The sequence below is a fragment of the Pseudovibrio sp. W64 genome, from assembly GCF_001623145.1.
Lineage (GTDB): Bacteria > Pseudomonadota > Alphaproteobacteria > Rhizobiales > Stappiaceae > Pseudovibrio.
Genome location: NZ_LMCI01000008.1, coordinates 36,280 through 57,266 on the forward strand (window position 1 = coordinate 36,280; position 20,987 = coordinate 57,266).

Annotated in this window: 18 protein-coding genes; 9 read left to right on the top strand and 9 right to left on the bottom strand. The window is 49.8% G+C overall.

Translation table 11 applies throughout. The annotated features are described in order from the left end of the window. Positions 1-72 precede the first annotated feature (72 nt). The gene (locus PsW64_RS28410) at positions 73-999 is read right to left on the bottom strand and encodes a M48 family metalloprotease (protein WP_063291671.1); all 927 of its coding nucleotides are present in this window, start codon (positions 997-999) and stop codon (positions 73-75) included. Positions 1,000-1,551: 552 nt separating this feature from the next. On the opposite strand from PsW64_RS28410, the gene repC reads away from it, so the two are divergent. From repC to PsW64_RS04590, 4 genes are all read left to right on the top strand, one after another. Further along, positions 1,552-2,982 carry a plasmid replication protein RepC gene (gene repC / locus PsW64_RS04575; protein WP_063302844.1) on the top strand — a complete coding sequence of 477 codons (1,431 nt, stop codon included), beginning with the start codon at positions 1,552-1,554 and terminating at the stop codon, positions 2,980-2,982. Positions 2,983-3,286: 304 nt separating this feature from the next. Further along, complete coding sequence (locus PsW64_RS04580; RefSeq protein ID WP_063291673.1) at positions 3,287-3,739, top strand: MarR family transcriptional regulator; 453 nt, start codon at positions 3,287-3,289, stop codon at positions 3,737-3,739. A 116-nt stretch (positions 3,740-3,855) separates the two neighbouring features. After that, positions 3,856-4,284 carry a hypothetical protein gene (locus PsW64_RS04585; RefSeq protein WP_063291674.1) on the top strand — a complete coding sequence of 143 codons (429 nt, stop codon included), beginning with the start codon at positions 3,856-3,858 and terminating at the stop codon, positions 4,282-4,284. A 62-nt stretch (positions 4,285-4,346) separates the two neighbouring features. Beyond that, complete coding sequence (locus tag PsW64_RS04590) at positions 4,347-5,573, top strand: hypothetical protein (protein WP_063302845.1); 1,227 nt, start codon at positions 4,347-4,349, stop codon at positions 5,571-5,573. 283 nt (positions 5,574-5,856) lie between these two features. Here PsW64_RS04590 and PsW64_RS04595 read toward each other — a convergent pair whose 3' ends face one another. The 6 genes from PsW64_RS04595 to PsW64_RS04620 all read right to left on the bottom strand — a co-directional run bounded on the left by PsW64_RS04595 (position 5,857) and on the right by PsW64_RS04620 (position 12,294). After that, positions 5,857-7,017: an IS30 family transposase gene (locus PsW64_RS04595; RefSeq protein ID WP_063302846.1), complete on the bottom strand. Its 1,161-nt coding sequence runs from the start codon at positions 7,015-7,017 to the stop codon at positions 5,857-5,859. 362 nt (positions 7,018-7,379) lie between these two features. After that, complete coding sequence (locus tag PsW64_RS04600; RefSeq protein ID WP_063302847.1) at positions 7,380-8,363, bottom strand: hypothetical protein; 984 nt, start codon at positions 8,361-8,363, stop codon at positions 7,380-7,382. Further along, complete coding sequence (locus PsW64_RS04605; RefSeq protein ID WP_082831013.1) at positions 8,335-9,261, bottom strand: ATP-grasp fold amidoligase family protein; 927 nt, start codon at positions 9,259-9,261, stop codon at positions 8,335-8,337. The genes PsW64_RS04600 and PsW64_RS04605 overlap by 29 nt, the downstream gene beginning before the upstream one ends. 64 nt (positions 9,262-9,325) lie before the next feature. Continuing rightward, on the bottom strand, positions 9,326-10,297 hold the full coding sequence (locus PsW64_RS04610) for a glycosyltransferase family 2 protein (protein WP_063302849.1): 972 nt from the start codon (positions 10,295-10,297) through the stop codon (positions 9,326-9,328). Position 10,298: 1 nt separating this feature from the next. After that, entirely contained in the window at positions 10,299-11,123 is an 825-nt protein-coding gene (locus PsW64_RS04615) for a glycosyltransferase family 2 protein (protein WP_063302850.1), read from the bottom strand. 100 nt (positions 11,124-11,223) lie between these two features. Next, a complete protein-coding gene (locus PsW64_RS04620) occupies positions 11,224-12,294 on the bottom strand; it encodes a glycosyltransferase family 4 protein (protein WP_063302851.1) in 1,071 nt (356 codons plus the stop codon). 342 nt (positions 12,295-12,636) lie between these two features. On the opposite strand from PsW64_RS04620, the gene PsW64_RS04625 reads away from it, so the two are divergent. Genes PsW64_RS04625 through PsW64_RS04640 form a run of 4 tightly spaced genes read left to right on the top strand, consistent with a single transcriptional unit; the run spans position 12,637 to position 16,799 of the window. After that, complete coding sequence (locus PsW64_RS04625) at positions 12,637-13,740, top strand: efflux RND transporter periplasmic adaptor subunit (RefSeq protein WP_063302852.1); 1,104 nt, start codon at positions 12,637-12,639, stop codon at positions 13,738-13,740. A gap of 2 nt (positions 13,741-13,742) precedes the next feature. Next, on the top strand, positions 13,743-14,450 hold the full coding sequence (locus PsW64_RS04630; RefSeq protein WP_063302853.1) for an ABC transporter ATP-binding protein: 708 nt from the start codon (positions 13,743-13,745) through the stop codon (positions 14,448-14,450). Further along, on the top strand, positions 14,450-15,592 hold the full coding sequence (locus tag PsW64_RS04635) for an ABC transporter permease (protein ID WP_063302854.1): 1,143 nt from the start codon (positions 14,450-14,452) through the stop codon (positions 15,590-15,592). Before PsW64_RS04630 ends, PsW64_RS04635 begins: the two co-directional genes overlap by 1 nt. A 4-nt stretch (positions 15,593-15,596) precedes the next feature. Next, positions 15,597-16,799 (top strand): ABC transporter permease, encoded by a 1,203-nt coding sequence (locus PsW64_RS04640; RefSeq protein WP_063302855.1) that lies wholly within the window; start codon positions 15,597-15,599, stop codon positions 16,797-16,799. Positions 16,800-16,838: 39 nt separating this feature from the next. On the opposite strand, the gene PsW64_RS04645 is transcribed toward PsW64_RS04640, so the two are convergent. Both PsW64_RS04645 and PsW64_RS04650 read right to left on the bottom strand, forming a co-directional pair. Next, the gene (locus PsW64_RS04645) at positions 16,839-17,606 is read right to left on the bottom strand and encodes a 4'-phosphopantetheinyl transferase superfamily protein (RefSeq protein ID WP_082831015.1); all 768 of its coding nucleotides are present in this window, start codon (positions 17,604-17,606) and stop codon (positions 16,839-16,841) included. 4 nt (positions 17,607-17,610) lie between these two features. Further along, positions 17,611-18,768: an acyl-CoA dehydrogenase family protein gene (locus PsW64_RS04650; RefSeq protein ID WP_063302857.1), complete on the bottom strand. Its 1,158-nt coding sequence runs from the start codon at positions 18,766-18,768 to the stop codon at positions 17,611-17,613. A gap of 819 nt (positions 18,769-19,587) precedes the next feature. On the opposite strand from PsW64_RS04650, the gene PsW64_RS04655 reads away from it, so the two are divergent. Continuing rightward, a complete protein-coding gene (locus PsW64_RS04655; RefSeq protein WP_082831016.1) occupies positions 19,588-20,688 on the top strand; it encodes a helix-turn-helix domain-containing protein in 1,101 nt (366 codons plus the stop codon). The last annotated feature ends 299 nt before the right edge of the window (positions 20,689-20,987 follow it).

Here is a 20,987-nt window from a genome sequence, read left to right on the forward strand (position 1 = left end):
GCGCCCTGCCCGACTTGCTGGTGGTGCTAGCGGCAAGAGGGACAGGATGAAGACTATGTTTGGCAAGGCATTTTAATGCTTGCGGAAGCGGGCGAGGAGATCCTCAGAGGGAGGAGCATTGAATTGGGCACGATAATCAGATCGCAGCTGCAAATTGTTATGACGCAGTTCAGTCGGGGGATGGGAGGTCAGGTAGTGAGCCATGATGTTCGTGCCGCCCCGTTCATCGCCTATGCTGTTAAAGACCTGACACATGCAGTCTTTTCCAAGCAGCATTTGAGCAAACTCATCGGCGCGATACTCAGCCATACGAGAGGTCAGGGCCGGGATACGATTTCCGATCCCGATAATCAGGCTGCAAGGAAAGAAGAAGAACATCACGACCAGATTGAGGATTGGTACACTTTTGAAGAGATTTGCAAAAAACAAAAGCACATTGAACGGCGTGAAGATTGCAGCCGATATTACCGCGTGTTTTGTGTCCCAATACCGCAAATGAGCTATCTCGTGAGCAAGAAGCCCAGCCAGTTCTTCAAGGCCGTGCTCGCGAAATTTGGTATCAAAAAGAGCGCCCCTATGGATGGCAATCCGGTTGCGGCCATAAGCGCAGGCATTGTAGCTTTTGTCGTCAACCACTCGCCACACAATGTGAGGCAGTTTGATGTTCTTGGTATCGGCGCTGTGTTGCAGATAGGCAAAAGCGGATTCGATCTGATCAAGCTCGCGCTGCGAACAGCGGCGCGCACCCAACCTGATATCATCAAAGAATTCAGAGATGCCCGGTATCGAAGCCAGGAACAGGATGAGCGTGAATTGGACGCAAAGAACAAACAGCTCGTTGACGTGAGGGACATGGAACGGCAGCAAGTCATAATTGTTAATGGCAGAAGTCACCGGGATCAAAGCATAAAACAAGATTACAAAAGCTGGAGCCGAAATCACGGCCCACGAAATAAACCAGCTCAAATCAATAGCTATGTGTCTGAATACTCTGCGCATTTGAATGTCCCTCCATTGGTTTTAGTTTACAAAACTCTGGGGGAGTTCTCAATGAAACTTGGGCATGTTCCATCTTTGTTCACAACTAACTCAAGTATAGTTAATGTGTTCAAGTAAAGGAGGGCATTATCAATAATGTAGTGATGCTCAATTAATAAGTAAGAATGAGATTAGTTTACTCGAAGACTTAGGGAAATCCATAGCTCTATTCGAAAGTCCTATGAATAATTGATCAGAAATCAGTCTTTACATGTGTGTAACACACAAGTTGATTAAACTTGTACTTTTTAAATCGAAAAGGGGTTTGTAACAATTGAATGAAATTTAATGAAAATCTCAAGGACAAAAGCAATCAGGGCACTGCCCTATAAAAAAGTAAACCCTGGAAGCCAGAGGCCACCAGGGGAGGTCAACATAGAAACCAAGATTAGCACCTGAATTTCTATGTTGCCCTCCCATAAATTGCAAGAGTGAAGAACGCAATAATTTTTGCGAACAGGAAAACTCACTCTGAATTTAGCTCAACGCTTCCGGTGAAGACGGAATTTTGGAATGTTTATTGATGCCTATATGCCAGATGAGGCAGCGGCAGTGTTTGGAATCGGCAACACATCGCGCCAGCAGAATGAGAAGGCAGAAGTCGCGGCCAGAAGCTTTGCAGGCCTGCCGGTCGGTGTGAGCCGATGGGATGTGCTCTCGCTGGTGAAGAAGCTGCAACGCGAGCTTGGTTTGACCGCAACACAAGTTGCGCACCTGGAATTCCTCGTGGGCTATACCCGCGATCAGGATTGGCAGAGCGGCAGCAATCCGATTGTCTATTTGACGGTGAGCGCGACCGCCAACAAGCGCTCGATCTGCGAGCGCCAGGTGCTCAACATCGAGCGGGCCTTAAACCGTGCCGGTCTTGTGTGCTGGCATGACAGTGGCAACCTGCGCCGGTTCGGCCATCGCTCAGCTGGTGGCGAGCTCCTGCAGGCGTTTGGTGTCAATCTTGCCCCTCTGGCCGCAAGTTACAAGCGCCTGTACTGCATGGCGCAAGAACTGGAGCAGCGCGCCCTTGTCTGGAAACAGCAAAAGACAACGCTCCTGCTTCACAAAAAGGTCTTAAGACAGCGGCTGACATTGCATCCAGGCCATCCAGCTGCAGGGGATGCGCAAAAGCTGTTGCTGTCATTGCCGCGCCGCATCGAGGCACGCTTGACCATCACCCAGCTGTTGCAATGGAGCAAGCAGTTCTTGCAGCTGATCGCAGCGTTTCATGAGGTGCGTGAGGCTTCTTCCACTGACCAGATCGAGGACGATCCAGCAGCGGAATCCGAACCTCAAAACACCTTTGGTCGGAAGAAAACTTCCGACAGGTCGGAAATCCAGTTCCGACACATAAATACAAGCAATACAAAACAAACACTTTCTAACGAAAGAAGTAGTGAGCGGACACTGCCTGCCGGCAATGACTTGAAGATTGCTTTGACCGCTGACGCGGAAAGGGCTCTTGAAAAGATCGAGCGTGAAAGTGCTGCTCCAGCACGTCAACACCCGATTGCACATGAGGACAGGTCCAACTCGCCTCCCCTGCCCGGTCTTGAACCGCCTTCAGCACAAGCCGTGCTCCTGAGCTCCGGTATCGAGCACATCACGCTCAAACAGGTTTTAGCCTGTGCCAGTCCCATGCTGCGCGATATGATCCGCAATGCCTCAAAGAGCGGTGGTGCCGATTGGGATTCTGTCATCGAGGCCGCAACACTGGCAGCAGGATATCTTGGGATCTCAAAACCAGCATGGCAGGAGGCGTGCAGCAAACTTGGGAGCAGCGCGGCCGCAACGCTGATTGTGATTGCCGAGCGCCGCAGCACCGATCCGGCCACCACCATCAACTCCTATGGCGGCTTTGTGCGCGGCTGTCTGGCAAAAGCTAAAGCCGGGGATCTGCACCTTCAAAAGTCTGTTTTTGGCCTGCTCAGCAAGGCAAATCTGGATGAATAAGCACCTCTCAAAAAAAATGGGACTGTGCCCCCGATCGCTGTCAAGGACAAGGGAGCTACTGCTCCCCGACCCTGAGGCCTCCCCATCCTTCCTGCAGGACTTTTGCGCCGGCACATCCGGCCCAAAAGTCATGCAAGAAGGACACGAGCTGCAAGTGCATTCCAGTGGGAGATACCCCGCCTCAGGGTCGATCCTTGACAGCGCTCTCCCCCGTTTTTGTGACGGAAGAAATGAACCGATCTGAGCGATGTTGGGAACGAACAACACCTCATTGTTTTGAAATTTGAATTTGGAGTATTTTATAGTGCAGGCCAAGTATCTTGCCGACCAGCTTTGTGAAGTCAGCACCGCTTTAGAAGATGCAGTTGTGCAAACCTATGGGGAGCTTCCAGCAAATTGCGCAGCAATCTTGCTACTTCTGCGGAGAAAAGCAGCGCCCTCTCTTGCGTACATCTCAAAGCAAGTCTGTCTCAGTCAATCCGCAACGGCAACGCTTGTCGACCGGTTAGAAGAGGGCAAGCTTGTCCGGCGTATGAAGCGTGAGGGCCGTCAAGTTAAGGTGAAGCTCACGGCCGGGGGCAAAAGAAAAGCTGATGAACTTGTCAAGTCCCGCAGGCAAGCAGCTGAAAACCTGCTGGCAAATCTCAATGAAGAACAGCGCACTGTGCTCTCAAAAACCTTCATCCAAATTATGAGCGGCATAGACCGCTCAGGCAACTTTGAGGATCTCGCCTCCTTAACGGCTGGCCGTTCTTAGCTCGCTTAGGGTGTCATTTCTCACTCAGCCGCACTCAGTCCCAAGCTCTGCGCTGTTGCAGATCACTTACCAATCCACCCATCGCAACTTGATGGATCATTCAAACGGAGATTTCCATGAAAAAGCTTTTCGTTCTTCTTGCCGCAACCATGCTCTTAGCGGCCTGCCAAACAACATCCATTCCCGTCTCATCAAAACAGCCACCTCGGGTGGTGACACAAAAATCTGTTCCAGCAGCCAAAAAGGCTGTGATCGATGCATTTGCTGGCATAGGATTTAAGGTGATCCGCAAGACCAGCAACACTGTTGTGGTCGAACAGATCCTCACCCCAAACAGCACGGAACGAAAGCAGCATGCCTCCTACAGCGATGGCATTCCACGTGCCCGTGCTGCTTTGCGCTTCAGCAGGGTTGATGGTGGTACTCAGATCACAAGTTCATTCGATATGATCACCAATCCGGGCAAAGCCAATCAAGAGAAAGTCACGCTGCTGGATAGCCCTGATGGTGCTCGCCTGCAGCGCTTGTTGGAAGGCTTGCAGTGACCACCGCGCCTCCATAATGCGTTTTTTATTCGCGAAATGAGACTTATTTTCTTGGAAGGACTATGAATAAAATGATTTTGAAGCATTCAGCAAAAGCAACTTTGAGCGCAGTAGCTATATTGTCATGCGCTCTATTAGTGAGCTGCAATCCTCTTCCTGAAGTGTCTGATGATCAACTTACAGCTCTGTTTGGCGACAAAGGCTGGAATTTTAACAGCGACCTTCAGCCATTGATTTCGGAATCAACTGAACAATGCGTGATGCTTATGGCTGGCTTGGATGTGCCGATCTATGCCGGGCTTGATGGTACTTTAATTAGTCAAGTGACGCTTGAATGCCGAAAAGATCTGCAAAAAAGGCTGAGTGACCCCGAACGAAACTCAACAGAACTTGAGCTGAAACATTTCGAGAATGCAGAACTCGCCAGGCGGATTATTGATCTGAGGGCAAGCTTGATTGAGAGAAGAAATGCCGAAATCCTTTCACAGCACAAGGAAGATCTCCAACAAGGGTTGAAGATGGTGAAAAATACACAGGACCGTCTTCCAGAAACAATCAGGCGAGTTAAAGCTGCTTGTGCAGATATCGAAAAACTAAGGGAAGAGAATAAACAAACCAAGATTCTCTATTCATTTCGTTTCAACCTACCTTCCATCTGCGAAGAAACAGAATTTTCAGCGTATCGTGACTTCCTGAATAGCGAGCAGGAAAAGCTTGCGATGGTTTTGGCCGATGAGGTGGCCCTGGGTGATCCCACGCTGCGTAATCCGTTTGACAAGCTGCGTTTGGACCGCTTCCAACGTCCGATTACGTCGGCCCTTGAAAAGGTGGTGACACTTCAGAAAGATTACTCTGTTGGTTTGGAGGAAAGGCAGGAGCGATATAACGAGCGGAAGACTTTGCTAGTTAAAGCAATCAATCAAGCACAGGCTGAGACCTTGGAACTTGGAGAGCTTTTTTCAACCTTTAAGAAGTACTGCGAAAGAAACCATTCATTTGGCAAAGCCAATGGAATAGGCAAAGCGTTCTTAGTCTACAGTGAGGTTTACCTTCCCCGCCAATGTCACGAGAAAAACTATAATCTCGCAGCCCTGAAGGAAAAACAAACCGCCTTCATAGAGGAAATAAAGAATATTTTGAAAGATCATACCCACATGAACGCTTCATATTTCCGAGTAAGAAATGACAGTGGAGTTAAGCAATATCTATCAGATAGAATAGAGCGACTTGATGATAAATTCGAAGAACTGAAGTCGGCTGTTGCGCGCAAAAAAGCGAAACGATCCTAATTTTTTGTCTCGTCGGCTGAACTGGGCCATGTAAGGTCTTACGGCATCATAAAGATGAAAATCTGTGGTGCCGTAATCTTTTGTTTTGCGGCTGTGGGAGAGTAATAAAGATTCATACCGAAAGCCCCCCTTTGCGGACCTTCATCGGCGCAAAGCATTCCTAGTAGCGGCACGACGTAGCTGACCAATTGCTGCCGTTTGGCCTTAATCTAAACGCACCCGGCCAGTGCGTGACTTCAACCATAGGTCGATTTTGGTCAGCTGGTTGCTGAGTGAGGTGGATTCAACTGGTCGCGGCAACACACTGTGAAAACTTCTCAGCTGGAGTTTGATATTGCAAGGTCTTGCGTGGTCGTTCGTTGAGTTGTCTTGCGATTGCATCAAGTTCAGGCTGCGTGTGTACAGATAAGTCAGTACCTCGGGGCAAATATTGCCGCAGCAAGCGGTTCGTGTTTTCGTTTGATCCTCGTTGCCACGGTGAATGTGGGTCGCAGAAGTATACAGCAACATCCGTTACTAATGTCAGGCTTAGATGATCTGCCATCTCCTTGCCTCGATCCCAAGTCAAAGATTTGTAAAGCTCTTTTGGTAATTTGTGGGTGTGTTTGATCAACCCGGAGATAACACTGCTCGTGTCTTTGTTGGCAACCTTGATCAACATGACATAGCGTGTTTGCCGCTCAACAAGAGTGGCAATATAGCTATTCTTGGATCCTCCGATCAGATCTCCTTCCCAATGCCCCGGTATTGCACGGTCTTCGACGCAAGCAGGCCTTTTGCTGATCGAAACGGCATCCTTAATTTGGCCTAAACTATTCCGTTTGAGGCTTGCGTGTCTGGACCGACGTATCGTGCGTTTAGCACGCAGATGGTCCAGCAGTTCTTTCTTCAATACGCCGCGGGCCTGTATGTAAAGGCTTCGATATATCGTCTCGTGAGACACTTGCTTGGTTACGTCCCCTGGAAAGCTACGTTTGAGCCAACCGGCAATCTGTTCTGGAGACCACTTGCTGCGCAGCTTCACAGATACTGCGTGGCTCAAAGAAGGATGGCAAGCGAGTTTGCATGTCTTGGGCCGTAGAGCGCGGTCCCAGGCGGCCTGATCAGCCGCTGCTGCACGATAAGCAAGCCGACCACCATTTCGTTGCACCTCGCGACTGATCGTAGACGGGCTCCGGTTCAACTTGCGGGCTATAGATCGTAAAGAGGCGTTAATGCTGAGACCGCGCGATATTTCCTCACGCTCCTTCAAACTCAGCGTCAGCTTACCACGATGCCGGTCAGAGGGGCGGATGCCTCCGGTTGGCGAAATGACAGAAAATACCGAGGAGGAGTTCCGGTCAAACAGGCGGCCAATCGAACTCATCGACTCTCCCCGCTGCCATCGATCCCAAATCTGTGCTCGTTGTGCGGAAGAATAGTAAATACGGCGGCGATACTTCATGTAGAACACTCCATCTCTATTTAAAGATTAAAGTGTTGCACCCACCAGTTGAACCCACCGCCTAAAACTGACGTTAGACCTTTAAGAGAATTTAGACCAGCAGCAAGGTTTCTCATTTGTTCTCCCTTAGCGGGATCGTACGCACAAACCTTCCGACTGGGCCAGTATGACTTTTCGGATGAAAAGCTCGCGGACAGCTTCGGCATTCTTCAACCAAAAATCTAGCGGGATTTTGCCATACTTTTGGGGGAGTAAAACTCGGTGTATTGGAATTTTTATCAACATGTTACGCAAAAATGGATGTCGCGTTTCGTCCCTTTGCGGGGAAGAACCTTTGAGAGTGGAATCCCAAACGACACAGATTAACTATCGACAAAAGTAATGCCGAAGAGTTTGACCAACTTTCTGTCTTTCCTAAGTCGAATGTGAGCTATTCTTCTTATCAGTTTCTTTAGGAATCCTTTAGATTTCAGATCTCTGTACAATGAAGGATTTTCTTTTTGTAGTACCTTGTACATTAACAAATGGTCGTTGAGTATAGCGCTCACTAACTCAAAAGAAGTACTTTTACCTGGTGATAAAGAATCCTTCTCAATAAGCTTTAGTTTATCTAAGACTTCATCAAATAGGGCCATAAATTTTGCATCACGATCTATCATCACGCTATCGGAATATTTAGTAGCCAGATCGTAGGCAGCCAGAGCTACTTTGAAGTCCTCATCAAAGTTTGAGTACTTTTCCCATAGTCTGTAGTCTGCTGCGACACCTGCGTCCCTGTGTTTCTTGGTATGTATAAATACTTTGCGAAAAATGTCGCGATAGGATTGCTCAAAGTCATGTATGCCGACAATCACGTTCGCATGTTCTTGCCTCAATCCGGTTTCTATAATTTTATCTACGATGAACGTCTCTGGCCTGAGTTCGGTTCTGGCGGCGTGCACGTGTTCCAGCGCCAAATCTAACGAACTTGTCCTGTATAATCGCTGTCCAACTTCTCGAGGGCTTACAAGAAATTTATCAATAGCTAAGGCATTAACTTCAAATACCTCTTCGGGACACGTTTCTGCAAAACCGATCAACTCTTTGATAGTCCCTGATTTTACTAAAACATCTGAATCGATGCATAGAGTCCACTTTCTGTTTTCCTGCAACCCTATTTTGTAGGTTTTCTCAAGAGTAATTGAGAACGGAACCTCTCCAACAATGTGAATGTTTTCCGATGGAACTTGAGTTGCAATAAGAGAATGGCACAACTGCTCTGTTCGCTCTCCGATAGACCTGATGATTACTGTAACCATATCTCTAAGATCTATATTATTACTCATAAACTCTTTTTCCAGGTTCATAGTTTTTGAGATTTTCTGGAAGCTTCAGTAGGTTGCCAAGCTTCAAATCCCAGCTTGATTCTGAGAACTTGCCCCACCCAGCACTTGGGAAAAAAGTCGCTTCTCCAATGTAGATTTTCTTATTTACGTAGTACAAATCGACCCGTAAGAATGGTAAAGTCGAAGCAATGATTTCCGAGACTTCAAGCATTTCATCAAGATGATCTGGGCGCTCTATAACCCTGTCAGATATCTTATATCCCGATGTAGAAAAGTTAAGTCTTTCCCATCGTGTGTTATAAAAATTTCTTGTGTGATTAGTAGCCCTATCAAAATCAACTTGAATGTAGTGAGGCTTTCCGTTGAAACAGAAAAACTTAAAATCTTTTAGATCGCAATCATAAAGCATCTCTTCGGCAAAGACTCTTGGATAGATTTTTTGATAATTATATTCAAATGTTTTTAATCCAAAGGTGCTTTTTAGGGATGTATCTACTTTTTTTTCTAGTAGCTCGGTATTTGCTGCGTTCTTGTCGTGTACTAACCAAACTGAACCACTATCGTGGTTGGTCTTGAGAACGAAACTTTTAGGTAAAGTTTCCCAGTTAATGCCATTGAACGATGAAGCTGAATCAAAGGTTTTGATCTTGTAATGATCTAACCCCATCTCAGTAATATGATCTTTAAAAGCTAACTTATCAGAGTACGCTACTAAGCATTCATCGGAGTAGTTCAGTTTTAACCATTGTAGTTTTTCACTAAAAGTTTGCGGATTATCAATATCTAAAGGGTACCCCATCCTTTTTTGAAAAGACTTCTTCACGGATTGAACTGTGCGGCTATACCCGAGACATCTACTTAGGTAAGAATATGGACGTGAAACAATCTTTAAGTTGTTTTTGATCGCATCAATACTCATTTGGAATGCCTTACTTTCTAGAGTAGAAAATACATATTTTCTGATTTTCTATCGCAATACAGAATCAGGACTGGTAGCGCAGACCAGTCGTTCTTTTCAGGAAGCGGATGGCAGCAAGGAAGTCACAGGAAAGCAAGAGCTTTGCCATCCACTTCCTTCTTAACCCAGTGAGCTTTGGCTGGTCATACTGGCGGGCAGCCAGTGCCGGAAATGTTCGCACGGCCTGTGTTACCTGCCGCTTTGAAAGTCTTCCTTTTTTAGCGCACATGCTTTCCAGCCTGTCGTATGCCAACTCGTCAATGGACGTTAAGAGCATAAGGTCCTCATCGGTCAACGATAGTTCGTTCGCTCGAACAGCGGCCAGCGAGGCAACACGGCTCCGCGCTTTTTTTGTTTGAGTGATCTGCGCTTGGTGTAGCCGATAGCTTAGCAAATACTCTGGAAGAATATCAATGTCACCAACATTGGCCAGCCTCAGATAGAGATCATGATCTTCCGCTCCATCGAATGCACAGCGATATCCACCAACCTTCCGTACATGCTCAGTACGGGCCATAATGCTGGGATGGAAGAAAGTCGGATCAAACTGTATTTCCACTTGCAGCTTCTTGTTTCCGGTGGGCAGAGGTACTTTTTCCTCAAGACCGGGGTTCCCGTGAAATGTGGAACAAAAACTGCCAAGCAAAACAAGGTCTGCGCGCGCCAGAAAAGCGTTTACCTGCTTTTCTAGCCTAGTGGGCTGCGCGATATCATCGGCGTCCATGCAGGCATAAAATTCGGCTCTGACGTGCTTTAGGCCGGTGTTTCTTGCCGCACTGATACCGGTTCCCTCAGATGCAAACACGCGGATCCTATAGTCCTTCGAACACAAATCCTCAAGAATCTGCCTTGTCCCATCGGTGGAGTTATCGTCAATAACGATAAGTTCGAGGTCCGCCAGAGTTTGCGTCAAGATGCTCAGTATCGCGTCCTTGATCGTGATCTCCCCGTTCCTCACGGGCATCACAACACCGACTATTGGTGGTTTGCTATCCATTTTAAACTTTCTTGAAGAAACTCAGCAGTCTGGAGCCGTAATGTCGGACCTTGTTTTCAATGAAATAATGAGAACCAATAATTTCTTCACTCTCAATTCCATGTTTGTTGAAGAAGTACGTCGAGTAGTCGTCGCTTCTCTTTCTGAATTTATTGTAAGCATCAGAATAAACAGGGCGGTGGTGGATATAGGCGTCTTTGGCAACTGTAATCTTTAGGCCTTTGCTTTTTGCCTGTAAGAAGTAGTCTCCGTGTTCTTTGCCGATCTTGATATTCTCATCAAAGGTCAGGTCTGAGGTAGAGGATTTTTTGGCGATGTAGCAGTTCAGAACAAGATCATAGAGAGGGTGATCAGCGTGATAGCCCCGATTTGCCCCTACTTTGTGGCGAAACACCCCTCCCTCAATATCCATGGTTCCGGCAAAAACAAGCTCTCCGCGAGAATACCTCTTGCCATTGCGGTAATCGATCATGCGCATGGCCACGATATCCATATCGGTGCCCTCAAGAACTCGGATCAAGCCGTCAATATTGCTGTCAGCTTCAAAGCAATGGTCGTCATCAATCAGGATATAGTAGGGCGTCACAACCTGTTCCAACGCGCGGTTGCGACCCCAAGAGATGCCGCTGTCATAGGGAAGAGACAAGACGGTGGTATGCGGGTCGTTTTCGAAGCGAACTGTTTCCTGACTGTCATCCGCAACGATAACCGGCAGCCTCGGATGAAGAGCCCGAATACTATGGACGCACCGCTTGATAAGGTCGGGCCTCTCGAAGGTCTTCACAATGATCGAGACCTGATCTTCAATTTTCCTGTTTATTTGCATTGAGGTGCTCCCCTTTTTTGGACCACCTGGCTGGTGGGTTTTCCCGATCTGGAGAAGTCGAGAGTGACCTCCTTGGTGTAGCCCCATAGATCGTCTGTTATCATAGTAATGCCGCATTCAGGTAGCTGCTCAGCACAGCATCATATTCAACTGCTTTAACCTTAAGATCGAGGTGATTGATTGCATGTAGACGTGCGCGGCGCCCCCATTGCACGATTTCGTCTGGATGAGAAATAAGCCCCAAAAGCGCCTTACTGATTACCTCAGGAGTAGTTTTCTCCAGAAGAATTCCTGCTGAACCGACAGCCTCCGGCGTACCTCCGCTACGGGTAGTGATTGTTGCGCACCCACTAGACATTGCTTCGACAACCGCACGCGGGAATCCCTCTTTTACAATCGAGGGCAACGCTGCGATTTGTGCGGAAGCAAACACCTCCCGCACTTCATTCGACCTCAAATTCTTCCGAAGGTTGATATTTTTTGCATCCTTCAGCTGATGCTCAACGTAACCAAAGAAGGCGCGCTCAGCATCAGTTTGGACGGCAAGAACAAGATCAAGTTCCCACTCACTTTCAGGAAGACTTTGATACGCTAAAATTAGTTCAAGAATACCCTTATCCTGCCGAGCTCGACCAGCAAAACAAATGCTTTTTTTCTTCTCCACAGAGGGAGCCCAATAGTTGGTATCTACCGCATTATTAATTGTAGTGCACCGCGCCTTGCAGCTTGGAAAATCCTCAAGAAATGCGTCCCTTATGAAGTCGCTAACGAATATAATCCGCGCGAGCTTTCGGAACTGGAACTGCTTAATGAGTTTAGATGCCCAACCTGCTCTCTTTTTGAGAAGACCGTGGCGGTACAAAATGACAGGTACCTTATGTAGATGCTGTGCCAAGTATGCAGCAGTTTGCGGATACTGATGCACTACCACAACATCAGGGACATCCTTCTTTATCTGCTCCAAATATGCTTTATTAAGTTGACGTTGCCCTAGCGGTAAAATGGGACGGTAATCAATTCCTTCGAAAGGCTCAGTAACATCTACGCCAACAACATAGCTTGTTTGGTTATACTGGCTGTTTTGAATTTGATCTCTAACAACCAAGTCTATCGAGGTAGCCCCAGTCTCTGAAAAGACCATGCCCCTAGGCAGAACAACAGCAATTTTCATTATGGAAACTTCCTAATTTTTTGAAGCTGTTTTAGAAGGGTTCGTTTTAATTAGCAATTTAAATCCCCATTCCTCGGTCCTTATTCTGATGCCGCCCCAAGACTTTACCCTTCCCGAGGATGGTTCGAGCTCTGCTGTTCGACGCGGCCTTACGTGTGATCCTGCCAGGTTTGGTGGCGGTTTCGCGGTCGTACCGCGAGATCATTGCCCCGGCTGTCCATGTTTAAAACTCCCAAGAGCCATCCAACTTTCCGCAAAGACCAACTTCTCAAATCGCGTTTTAGAACGTCCAGAATCGCATTCTAGGTCGAAGACAAGTGCGCAAAGGTATTAGGTGGGGACATGACCACGCTCACTGAAAACGACCGCAAACTTGCCGAAACGCTCAAATCCCTCTCGATTGAGCCTTTGACGGCCCAGCAAAAGCCACGCCGGAAGACCCTTCCTTGGATATTCGGCGTCGCCATCACAGCAGCCGTCGGCCTTGGAGTGGCCCTGGTTTCGACCGGCCATTGGGTCGACCTGCAATCTCCCCTTGATCTGGAAAGGCTCTTCGGCGAATTCGAGCCTGCCGCAGCGACACCTATGTCACAAACCCAAAAAGTGAGCGATACGCTCGTGGACAATCCGTCTCCTGCCCGCATCGCCGCACGCGAGATCACTGGATCCGGCTTCGTTATCGCCCCTCGGTCAACCTCGGTCTTTTCCAAATACGAAGGTGCCATTCACTCGCTCAATGTCGAGGTGGGAGACCAGGTAGAGGCAGGTCAGGTTCTCGCAATTATCGATGCCCCTGAGGCCCAGTTTGCCCTGGAAAAGGCCAAACTTCAAAAAACCTCTGCTGATCTAGCGTTGAAGGCCCGGGAGATCGCTTTGGTGCAGGCGATTGCCACCTACAACCGCAACAAAATTCTGGCGCAACGCTCAGCCATTTCCAGATCAGCCTTCGAACAGGCCGAAACCAACTGGAAGAGCGCAATCAACCTTGAGCAGCAGGCTCGCCAGGACGTTCTAAGCGCCGAACTGGCTGTCGAGATCGCGCAAGAGCAAGTGGATGAGCTGACCATCCGCGCGCCCTTCGCAGGTACAGTGACCCAGATCAATGCCCGTGTGAGCGACACCATTCTGGCGCGCGTTGACAGCGTTCGGGAAAGTCAAAACCTTCTGGTTCTAGTCGACACCAGCAGTCTAGTGATTGACGCAAGCGTTGCGGAAAAGGCGATCTCTCCTCTTCAGCCCGGCGCAACCGGAGAGGCGATGCTCGACGCCTTCCCGGATCAACCCTTTGAAATCACACTTCAACGCATCGCCCCCATCGTTTCTGCCGACCGCGGCACGATTAACTTGAGGCTCTCCATCTCCGCGCCGCCCGAAGGCATCAGGCCCAACATGGCAGCGCGTATTCGCCTACTAATATCCCCTCAAAACGCCCAATTGGAGCCATAGACATGATCCCAACGTCTTCTGAAAAGCCCTTCATCGCCCTGCGCAATGTACGCAAGGGTTACCGGATCGGTGGCGAGGCCATCCTCCTGTTTGATAATCTCGATCTGGAAATCCCGCGCGGCGACTTTGTTGCCGTCATGGGCCCCTCCGGTTCGGGCAAGTCCACCTTGCTCAACATGCTTGCCGGACTGGAAGCCTCCGATGGCGGTGAGATCGCAATCGGTGCCACCCGCCTGGACCAGATGGGCGAAAATGCCCGCCTGACTTGGCGCGCCCATCATATGGGGATCGTGTTTCAGTTCTATAACCTGCTGCCGATGCTGACCGCTGCCGAGAACGTCGAACTGCCGCTTTTGCTAAAGCCGCTAAGCGCAAAAGAAAGGCGGGTTCGCGTTTCCAAGGTCCTTGAACTCGTCGGCCTTGGAGGCCGGGAAAAGCAATATCCTTCTCTGATGTCCGGTGGCCAGCAACAGCGCGTCGGCATCGCACGTGCCATTGCAGCTGATCCTGATCTGTTGCTGTGCGATGAACCAACCGGCGACCTGGACCGCAAATCTGCCGATGAAGTGCTGTCCATGCTTCGTCTGCTCAATCGTGAACTTGGTAAGACTATCGTCATGGTTACCCACGACCCGCAAGCCGCCACACAAGCAAAACGGACACTGCACCTCAACAAGGGGCAGTTTATCGAAGAGAAAAGGGCTGCCTGATGACTTTTTTCAAACTCGCCAGAAAGAGCGTGTGGCGCAAGCCCATGCGCACCCTGCTGCTGTTCTTCTCGGTCGCTGCTGCCTTCATGATCTACGGACTGACGGCCAGTTTCCTCAACGGCGCACAAGGCTCTGCCGGGGCAAGCGACGATCTGTTGCGCGTCGGCTCTGCCACCGGCCGCTCGCAGCCTTTGCCCATGGCCTATTTCCACCAGGTGTCATCGCTTCCAAACGTTGCAGCAACCGCTTATATCACCCAGTTGCGCGGCTTCGTCACCCTTGAGCGCAATGTGGTCTCGATCACAGCTGTCAACCCGGATCTCGTTGCCGTCACGAACGGCCATGAACTCGGACTGACACCGGATCTGACGGCAGCGATCAGCCGAAACAAGAACCAGATCCTCGTTGGCCGATCGTTAGCTGAAACCCAGGGTTGGACCGTTGGCCAGCGCGTGACCGTCACGGCCTTCCAGATGGTCCAAGCTAACAATTCCCGCGACTGGCAGTTTGAAATCGCCGGGATATTTGACGGAGAAAACCCAAGCATCGACACCTATTTCATCATCGCCAACTACGACTTCATCAACCGCTCCAGGGCTCGTGGTCAGGATACGGTGGATGCTTTCATCGTTGTTCCAGATCAGGGTGTTTCCTCTGGCGTACTGGCGGCTCAGATTGACGAGTTCTTTGCCAATTCCGCAGCGCCGACGCGCACCCAGTCAGAAAAGCAGTTTCTGGAAGCTTTCTTGCGCCAATACGCGGATGTGTCCCTGATCATCAACCTAGTTGTTGGGGCAGCCTTCGTAACGCTTTTGATGATCGTCATCAACACTATGGTCTTCGCTGTGCGCGAGCGGACCTTTGAAATCGGCTTGCTCAAGACCCTTGGCTTTTCGTCCAAAAGTATCCTGGCACTGGTTCTGGTCGAGACCCTGTTCGTTTTTGTCATCGGGGGCGTGATCGGCCTGGCCCTAGCCAAGGTGGCGACGGTGCTGATCGGATCGAGCCTCGGCCTGGTCTTCTCGGCAAGCGTTTTAGCCCAGGCTATCGTCTACATCGCTGTGCTTGGTCTCATGACCGGGGCCCTGCCCGCGATCTACGCCATGCGCACGCCAATCACCGCAGCTTTCAGAGCGAGATAAACCCATGTCCTCCAGTCTCAAGCAAACACTTGTAATGACAAAAGCCAACCTGCTCAGTCTTCCGCGCCGACTTCCGATTGCAGCCTCGATGGCCCTGTCGATTTCGCTGGTGGTTTGCGTGCTCTCCGGCTTCCTCTCCATGGCAACAGGCTTTGAAAAAGCACTACAGAGTGCAGGCTCTACTTCAGTCGCCGTCATTCTCGGCGGCGGCACAAATCAGGAAAACGGCTCGGAAGTTCCCGCAGATGCGCTCCGAAGCCTTGAAGCTATTCAAGGAGACATCGGCGTCGCTCGAGACGCGACTGGCAACATGCTGCTCTCAAAGGAAATCGTCATCCCCGTGCAAATGCAAAAAGAGCAAAGCACGTTTTCAAAGGTTGTCGCCCTTCGGGGCATGGACCCGACCGGTCCTACCTTGCGCGACGGCATCACACTTTCCGAGGGACGCTTGCCCGCACCGGGCGCGCGCGAAATTGTTGTTGGCAAGCAAATTCTTGCAAATTTCCCAGAGCTCGCCATGGGCCGTGACGCTCGCCTTGGTCCGGTAACTTGGACCGTGGTTGGCCATTTCACATCTGGTGGCAGTGCATTTGAATCCGAAATATGGACCGACTTTGACGCGGCCCGCTCAGCATTTGATCGCATGGGCGAAATTCAAAGCGTTCGCTTGCGTTTGGCCGATGCCTCGGGCCTTGCAAGGCTTCAGCAGGCCCTTGGTAATCTCTCGGCAACGCCTCTGGCTGCGCTCACCGAAGCAGATCTTTATGCCTCGCAATCGGACAGGACGGCGACCTTGATCCGCATGTTCGGCTGGCCGCTTGCGCTACTCATGGCCATAGGAGCGACAGCCGGTGCCCTCAACACCATGATGAGCTCTCTGTCGGATCGCAAAATCGAGGTCGCGACCCTTCGCGCTCTTGGATTTGGTCGTATCCCGGCCTTTCTCGCCACCTGGGTCGAGGCGATGGTTCTGGCCACAATCGGCGTCGGAATCGGCCTTTTGGCCTCATGGCTGCTTTTCAACGGCTGGCAAGCAAGCACCGTCGGCAGCAATGACGTCAGCATTTCGTTTCAGCTAACAATTGACCGTACAGTCATGCTGACGGCTGGCGTTCTGGGACTGCTCGTCGGCGTTGTCGGTGGCGCATTGCCCGCTCTATCCGCCACACGACTACCTGTCATCATCGCCCTGCGCGCACACGGATAAAGCCAAGTGAGGACGCTATCTCATTGGAAACAGCCTGGATCAAGGTACCACGAGATAGCGCCCAGGACTCTGATATCTCAGAGAGAGATGCCTTACTGAGACCCGACGACTTCGAACTGCCACCGCACCGCAATAATCGGGATGCGGTGAAAAGGACCGGAGTGTCCACTCCTTCTCAGATGCCTCAATGGAACGAATGAGAACTGGCCTGTCTCTACGCCAATCCATGGCAAAACTGTCCAGCCGCTGCGCAAGCCCCTTCCCCGTTGCCTTGATGTAGGCTTCCTTGAGCGACCAAAGCTGAAAAGCAGCTTTATGCCGAGACTGTGCGTCGTATCCTTCGAGAATATCCCGCTCTTCGCTTGCGAAAAACCTTCGGATCACCGCTTCGACACGCCCATCATACCGGACCCGCTCGATATCGACCCCAAGCGCAGCGGCACGACTGACTGCGATGGCCGCTCGATCCCCTGAATGACTAATGTTGAAATGCAGTCCTCGCGCTGGGGCCGTCCCAACCAACTCGGGCTTTCCTCCAGTTTGGGTCCGAAAGGCAACTTGCGCAGGAGGGATCGAAAGATAGCTCGCCAGGATGTGCCGGAGTGCATGATGCGCCAGCATATAGACACGCCGTTGGTCTCGATGTGCCATTCTCAAAAAACGAACTCTCTCCTCCCTGGAAAAATCCAGACGCGAGCCCACTACTGACGACATCAAGTGTAGATGCCAGATATGCACTTCAGAAGGGCCGATTTGCCGTGAGACATGCTGGATTTTCCGAGGTTGTTTCTTGGCCATCAAGCGCATCGAACTAGAAGAGATTGGCGAGACTCCGACCGATGATATCTCGCATCACCTCACTGCTGCCGCCCCATATGGATTGGGCCGAGCTATCCGTCAGATCCTTGATGGCCTGTTTTCCCTCATCACCACTCAACCCGGATGCCCCTCTCAGTTGAACACCCAAGGCTGCAACCTTTTTTTGAGTTTCGGTGGTTCGCAATTTCGCAATACACCCGGCACGCGGATCTGCCTCGGCCTTCAAGCGGCCAGCAATACATTGATCAACAAAGGTGCGATTGACCGCACACTCTGCGTAAAGGTCTGCGAGCGCAAACTGCGTGTTCTGAAAATCCAACACCGTGCCAGCTACCGTCTTTCTGGCGTGGCAAAAGGCAATCAACTCAGTCAGCTGCGCCTCTGTGGCGGCCTGAGCGAAGACCGACAAGACCAAACGTTCGATACTAAGAAACGTAAAGAGATTTAAGAAACCCATTCCTTCGACACCGAGAAGGTTCTCTTTTGGAACCCGAATATTTTCGAAACGGAGGGTCGCCGTATCAAGTGCCCTCATTGCCGACTTGGAAATCTTCTCTCGGGTCAGGCCTACCGGATCTCCCTCGAGAACAAGAAGCGTAAAACCAGGCCGTCCATCGAGCCCTGTTTTTTTGCTGCGTGCGGCAACCAGAATGATATCGGCCGTAGACCCATTGGAAATATGAGTTTTAACACCATTCAAAATAAACTTGTCTCCGTCCCACTCAGCACTGCAATCAAGCGAGAACAGATCACTTCCCGATTGAGCCTCTGTCATCGCAAGCGCGCAAATCGATTGACCTGAACATATTTTCGGCAACCATTTTTCGCGCTGAGCTGGTTTGCCGACCTGATGCAAAAACGGCGCAATGATGTCACTTTGCAAAAAGAGAAGGCAGCCAGGCAAACGTCGTTTTGCAATTTCTTCGATGATAATAACTGAATCGCGAAAGTCCTTTTGTGCTCCGCCAAACTCCGAGGGCAGTCCGCGGCACAACAGTCTCTGCGCCCCGGCCTCGCGCCAAATTTTGGTTGGCGCTGTCTGATTTTGCGACCAGGTGTCGTGGAATGGAACGATATACATATCGAGGAAGTCGGATACTTGTTTTCGCAAAACGATATGTTCGTCATCAAAAATATCACGTCTGAACATTTAAAATTCCCGATAAAACGTTTGATACAAATTAGTCCGTCCAGAAAAGTCACTGTAAAATATATCTATCAGAAAAATTCTACAATTCTCAACCAGGAGTTGATTTTTTGCCAGCCGTTTCGGGCTTGAGGGTCATGTCAATGCGTTCGACATGTCGATTTTGGGGTCAGTTGAGGGTACGTGTAAAATGTTCTCACTTCGAGATAAGCGGATTTTCACTTGATGTTCGTCCAAAAAAGGTTTCGCGAAACCCGAAGAAAATAAGACCTAAATTCAGCAACTTAACTTTTCAAATCCGTCGTCCAGAAACCTGTACCTAAATGGACGCAGAGAGACTTATCAGAAAGAAAGCCGAATGAGGATGTTAACTCCACTCGAATTAATGTCGGCAAGTCAATAAGATACGGTCATGTGAGTATATTTTACACGTATCCTCAACAGACCTCAATTTAAGGGAATCCAGTCAAACTCCGCGAGGCGTCGAACGGCAGGACCATTATCAGACCCGTAGCCTCAGGCAATAAGGCCCCGCCTCCCTCTGCAGAAGCTCCCCCCCTTTACAAACCACACCTAAAATGGCATCGGCGTTTTTGACAGTGGATGAAAAATATTCCGCGATCTTAGAACGGCGCGGTCGTGGTCCAGCTCATATTTGGTGCTCACAACCTCACCAAGCGTCACTTGGGGCTTGCCAAATCTGCCTAGGGGTACAATAATAGCGCGAACTTCTTGAGTTAATCTACCCTGGATTGAAGATGGGTTTTACCTGGTTCGAAAGCGTCCATCATCTTTTCCATTGAGCCAAACACCAGAGTCCTGATGCCGTTACTACAAATGCCGATGGTCCCCCTTTCGTTCTTGGTCGCTGCCGTTTTCGTTGCCTATTCCTTCACAGCACTGAGAAGCGATAGAAAAACCTCCCCCCTTCAGCTGAGCTTCATTGCTCTAGTCTTCGTCAGCGCCTTGCAATCCATTCTCATCGGACTGCGCTGGGGATACGGAATTCTGAGCGTCTCCTACGTTATGCCAATTGTTGGCTCGATGATCCCGGCCCTAATCTACTTCAGCCTAACTAAACTTCTGCGCAAGAATGGACACAGTCCAGTTTACAGTGCGATACCGACTACATTGATAACAATATGCGTCATATTTTACCGAGAACCGATAGATCTCTTGCTGATACTTATTGTCATCTCCTACGCCGGTCGAATTATTTATTTTTTGGTGCCAGGTGAAGATGCTTTCATCCACTTCCCGTTGGAGGGTGTATCCTTCATTCACAGGAGCATCTTGTTCTCTACTCTGATCCTTTGTCTTTCAGCTGTCATCGACACCATAGTGATGCTCAACTTCATGTTCGCCGAAGGAAAACAGGCGCCTGTACTGATCGTATTTGGCCACACACTCATTCTTGCCATGCTCGGTGCGGTTGGAGCGGCGGCGAGCCGCGGTAGTTCGCTGGCCCTTCCGCCAATCGATGATGATCCAACATCTCAGGAAGAAGGTAAGTTCGCGGTCGAAGCTCCCCTCAAGCAAGAAGCTGAATGCGAGACCGTCGACGTATCTGAAGGTCATGAGGAAATCATTGAGCGTCTTTCCACGCTCATGGAGGAGCGGAAAGTGTATCGGGAACCGAGCCTGAACCTTAATCGCCTTGCCCGAAAGGTTGTCGCCCCAGAACGTCAAGTTTCTCAAGCGATCAATCAGGCAACCGGCATGAATGTCTCGCAATATGTGAACGGATATCGTATTGCTGAAGCTTGCCAGCTCCTAGAATCCACAAACAAATCGGTAACTGAGATCTTGCTGGATGTGGGTTTTCAGACCAAGTCGAACTTTCATCGCGAGTTCCGACGCATCACTGACATGCCGCCGCAAATGTGGCGTTCGCGAGCGAACGTGGTTGCCGCTGAAGCGTGAATCAAGAACTATGGAACGAATAATTGAATCTTTTGCCGCTCTAAATTGCCTAAAGCCAACCTTATGTTGCTCGAGCATCCGGCTGCTGTTTTCAACTTAGCAGCCGGGCACGGAGATTTTTGCATTTTCCATTTCAGCTGACCATCAACGGCGCAATTTGACCATGCCCCAGCAGACCCGCGCGTCTTCTTTTAGATCTGGATAGGGAAGTCCTGTTTCCTGAAACTATTGAAACGCGTAAATCAAATGTGTTTCGGAAAATAGGCCGCCAAAAGCCTTTTATCTCCGCCAAAAAAAAA

Bases quoted from the DNA above. Each gene is read 5' to 3' on its own strand.
- PsW64_RS04600 (WP_063302847.1), bottom strand. From the start codon at position 8,363: ATGAACCTGGAAAAAGAGTTTATGAGTAATAATATAGATCTTAGAGAT.
- PsW64_RS04640 (WP_063302855.1), top strand. From the start codon at position 15,597: ATGTCCTCCAGTCTCAAGCAAACACTTGTAATGACAAAAGCCAACCTG.
- PsW64_RS04630 (WP_063302853.1), top strand. From the start codon at position 13,743: ATGATCCCAACGTCTTCTGAAAAGCCCTTCATCGCCCTGCGCAATGTA.
- PsW64_RS04650 (WP_063302857.1), bottom strand. From the start codon at position 18,768: ATGTTCAGACGTGATATTTTTGATGACGAACATATCGTTTTGCGAAAA.
- PsW64_RS04595 (WP_063302846.1), bottom strand. From the start codon at position 7,017: ATGAAGTATCGCCGCCGTATTTACTATTCTTCCGCACAACGAGCACAG.
- PsW64_RS04635 (WP_063302854.1), top strand. From the start codon at position 14,450: ATGACTTTTTTCAAACTCGCCAGAAAGAGCGTGTGGCGCAAGCCCATG.
- PsW64_RS04655 (WP_082831016.1), top strand. From the start codon at position 19,588: ATGCCGTTACTACAAATGCCGATGGTCCCCCTTTCGTTCTTGGTCGCT.
- PsW64_RS28410 (WP_063291671.1), bottom strand. From the start codon at position 999: ATGCGCAGAGTATTCAGACACATAGCTATTGATTTGAGCTGGTTTATT.
- repC (WP_063302844.1), top strand. From the start codon at position 1,552: ATGTTTATTGATGCCTATATGCCAGATGAGGCAGCGGCAGTGTTTGGA.
- PsW64_RS04610 (WP_063302849.1), bottom strand. From the start codon at position 10,297: ATGGATAGCAAACCACCAATAGTCGGTGTTGTGATGCCCGTGAGGAAC.
- PsW64_RS04625 (WP_063302852.1), top strand. From the start codon at position 12,637: ATGACCACGCTCACTGAAAACGACCGCAAACTTGCCGAAACGCTCAAA.
- PsW64_RS04590 (WP_063302845.1), top strand. From the start codon at position 4,347: ATGAATAAAATGATTTTGAAGCATTCAGCAAAAGCAACTTTGAGCGCA.
- PsW64_RS04585 (WP_063291674.1), top strand. From the start codon at position 3,856: ATGAAAAAGCTTTTCGTTCTTCTTGCCGCAACCATGCTCTTAGCGGCC.
- PsW64_RS04620 (WP_063302851.1), bottom strand. From the start codon at position 12,294: ATGAAAATTGCTGTTGTTCTGCCTAGGGGCATGGTCTTTTCAGAGACT.
- PsW64_RS04645 (WP_082831015.1), bottom strand. From the start codon at position 17,606: ATGCGCTTGATGGCCAAGAAACAACCTCGGAAAATCCAGCATGTCTCA.
- PsW64_RS04615 (WP_063302850.1), bottom strand. From the start codon at position 11,123: ATGCAAATAAACAGGAAAATTGAAGATCAGGTCTCGATCATTGTGAAG.
- PsW64_RS04605 (WP_082831013.1), bottom strand. From the start codon at position 9,261: ATGAGTATTGATGCGATCAAAAACAACTTAAAGATTGTTTCACGTCCA.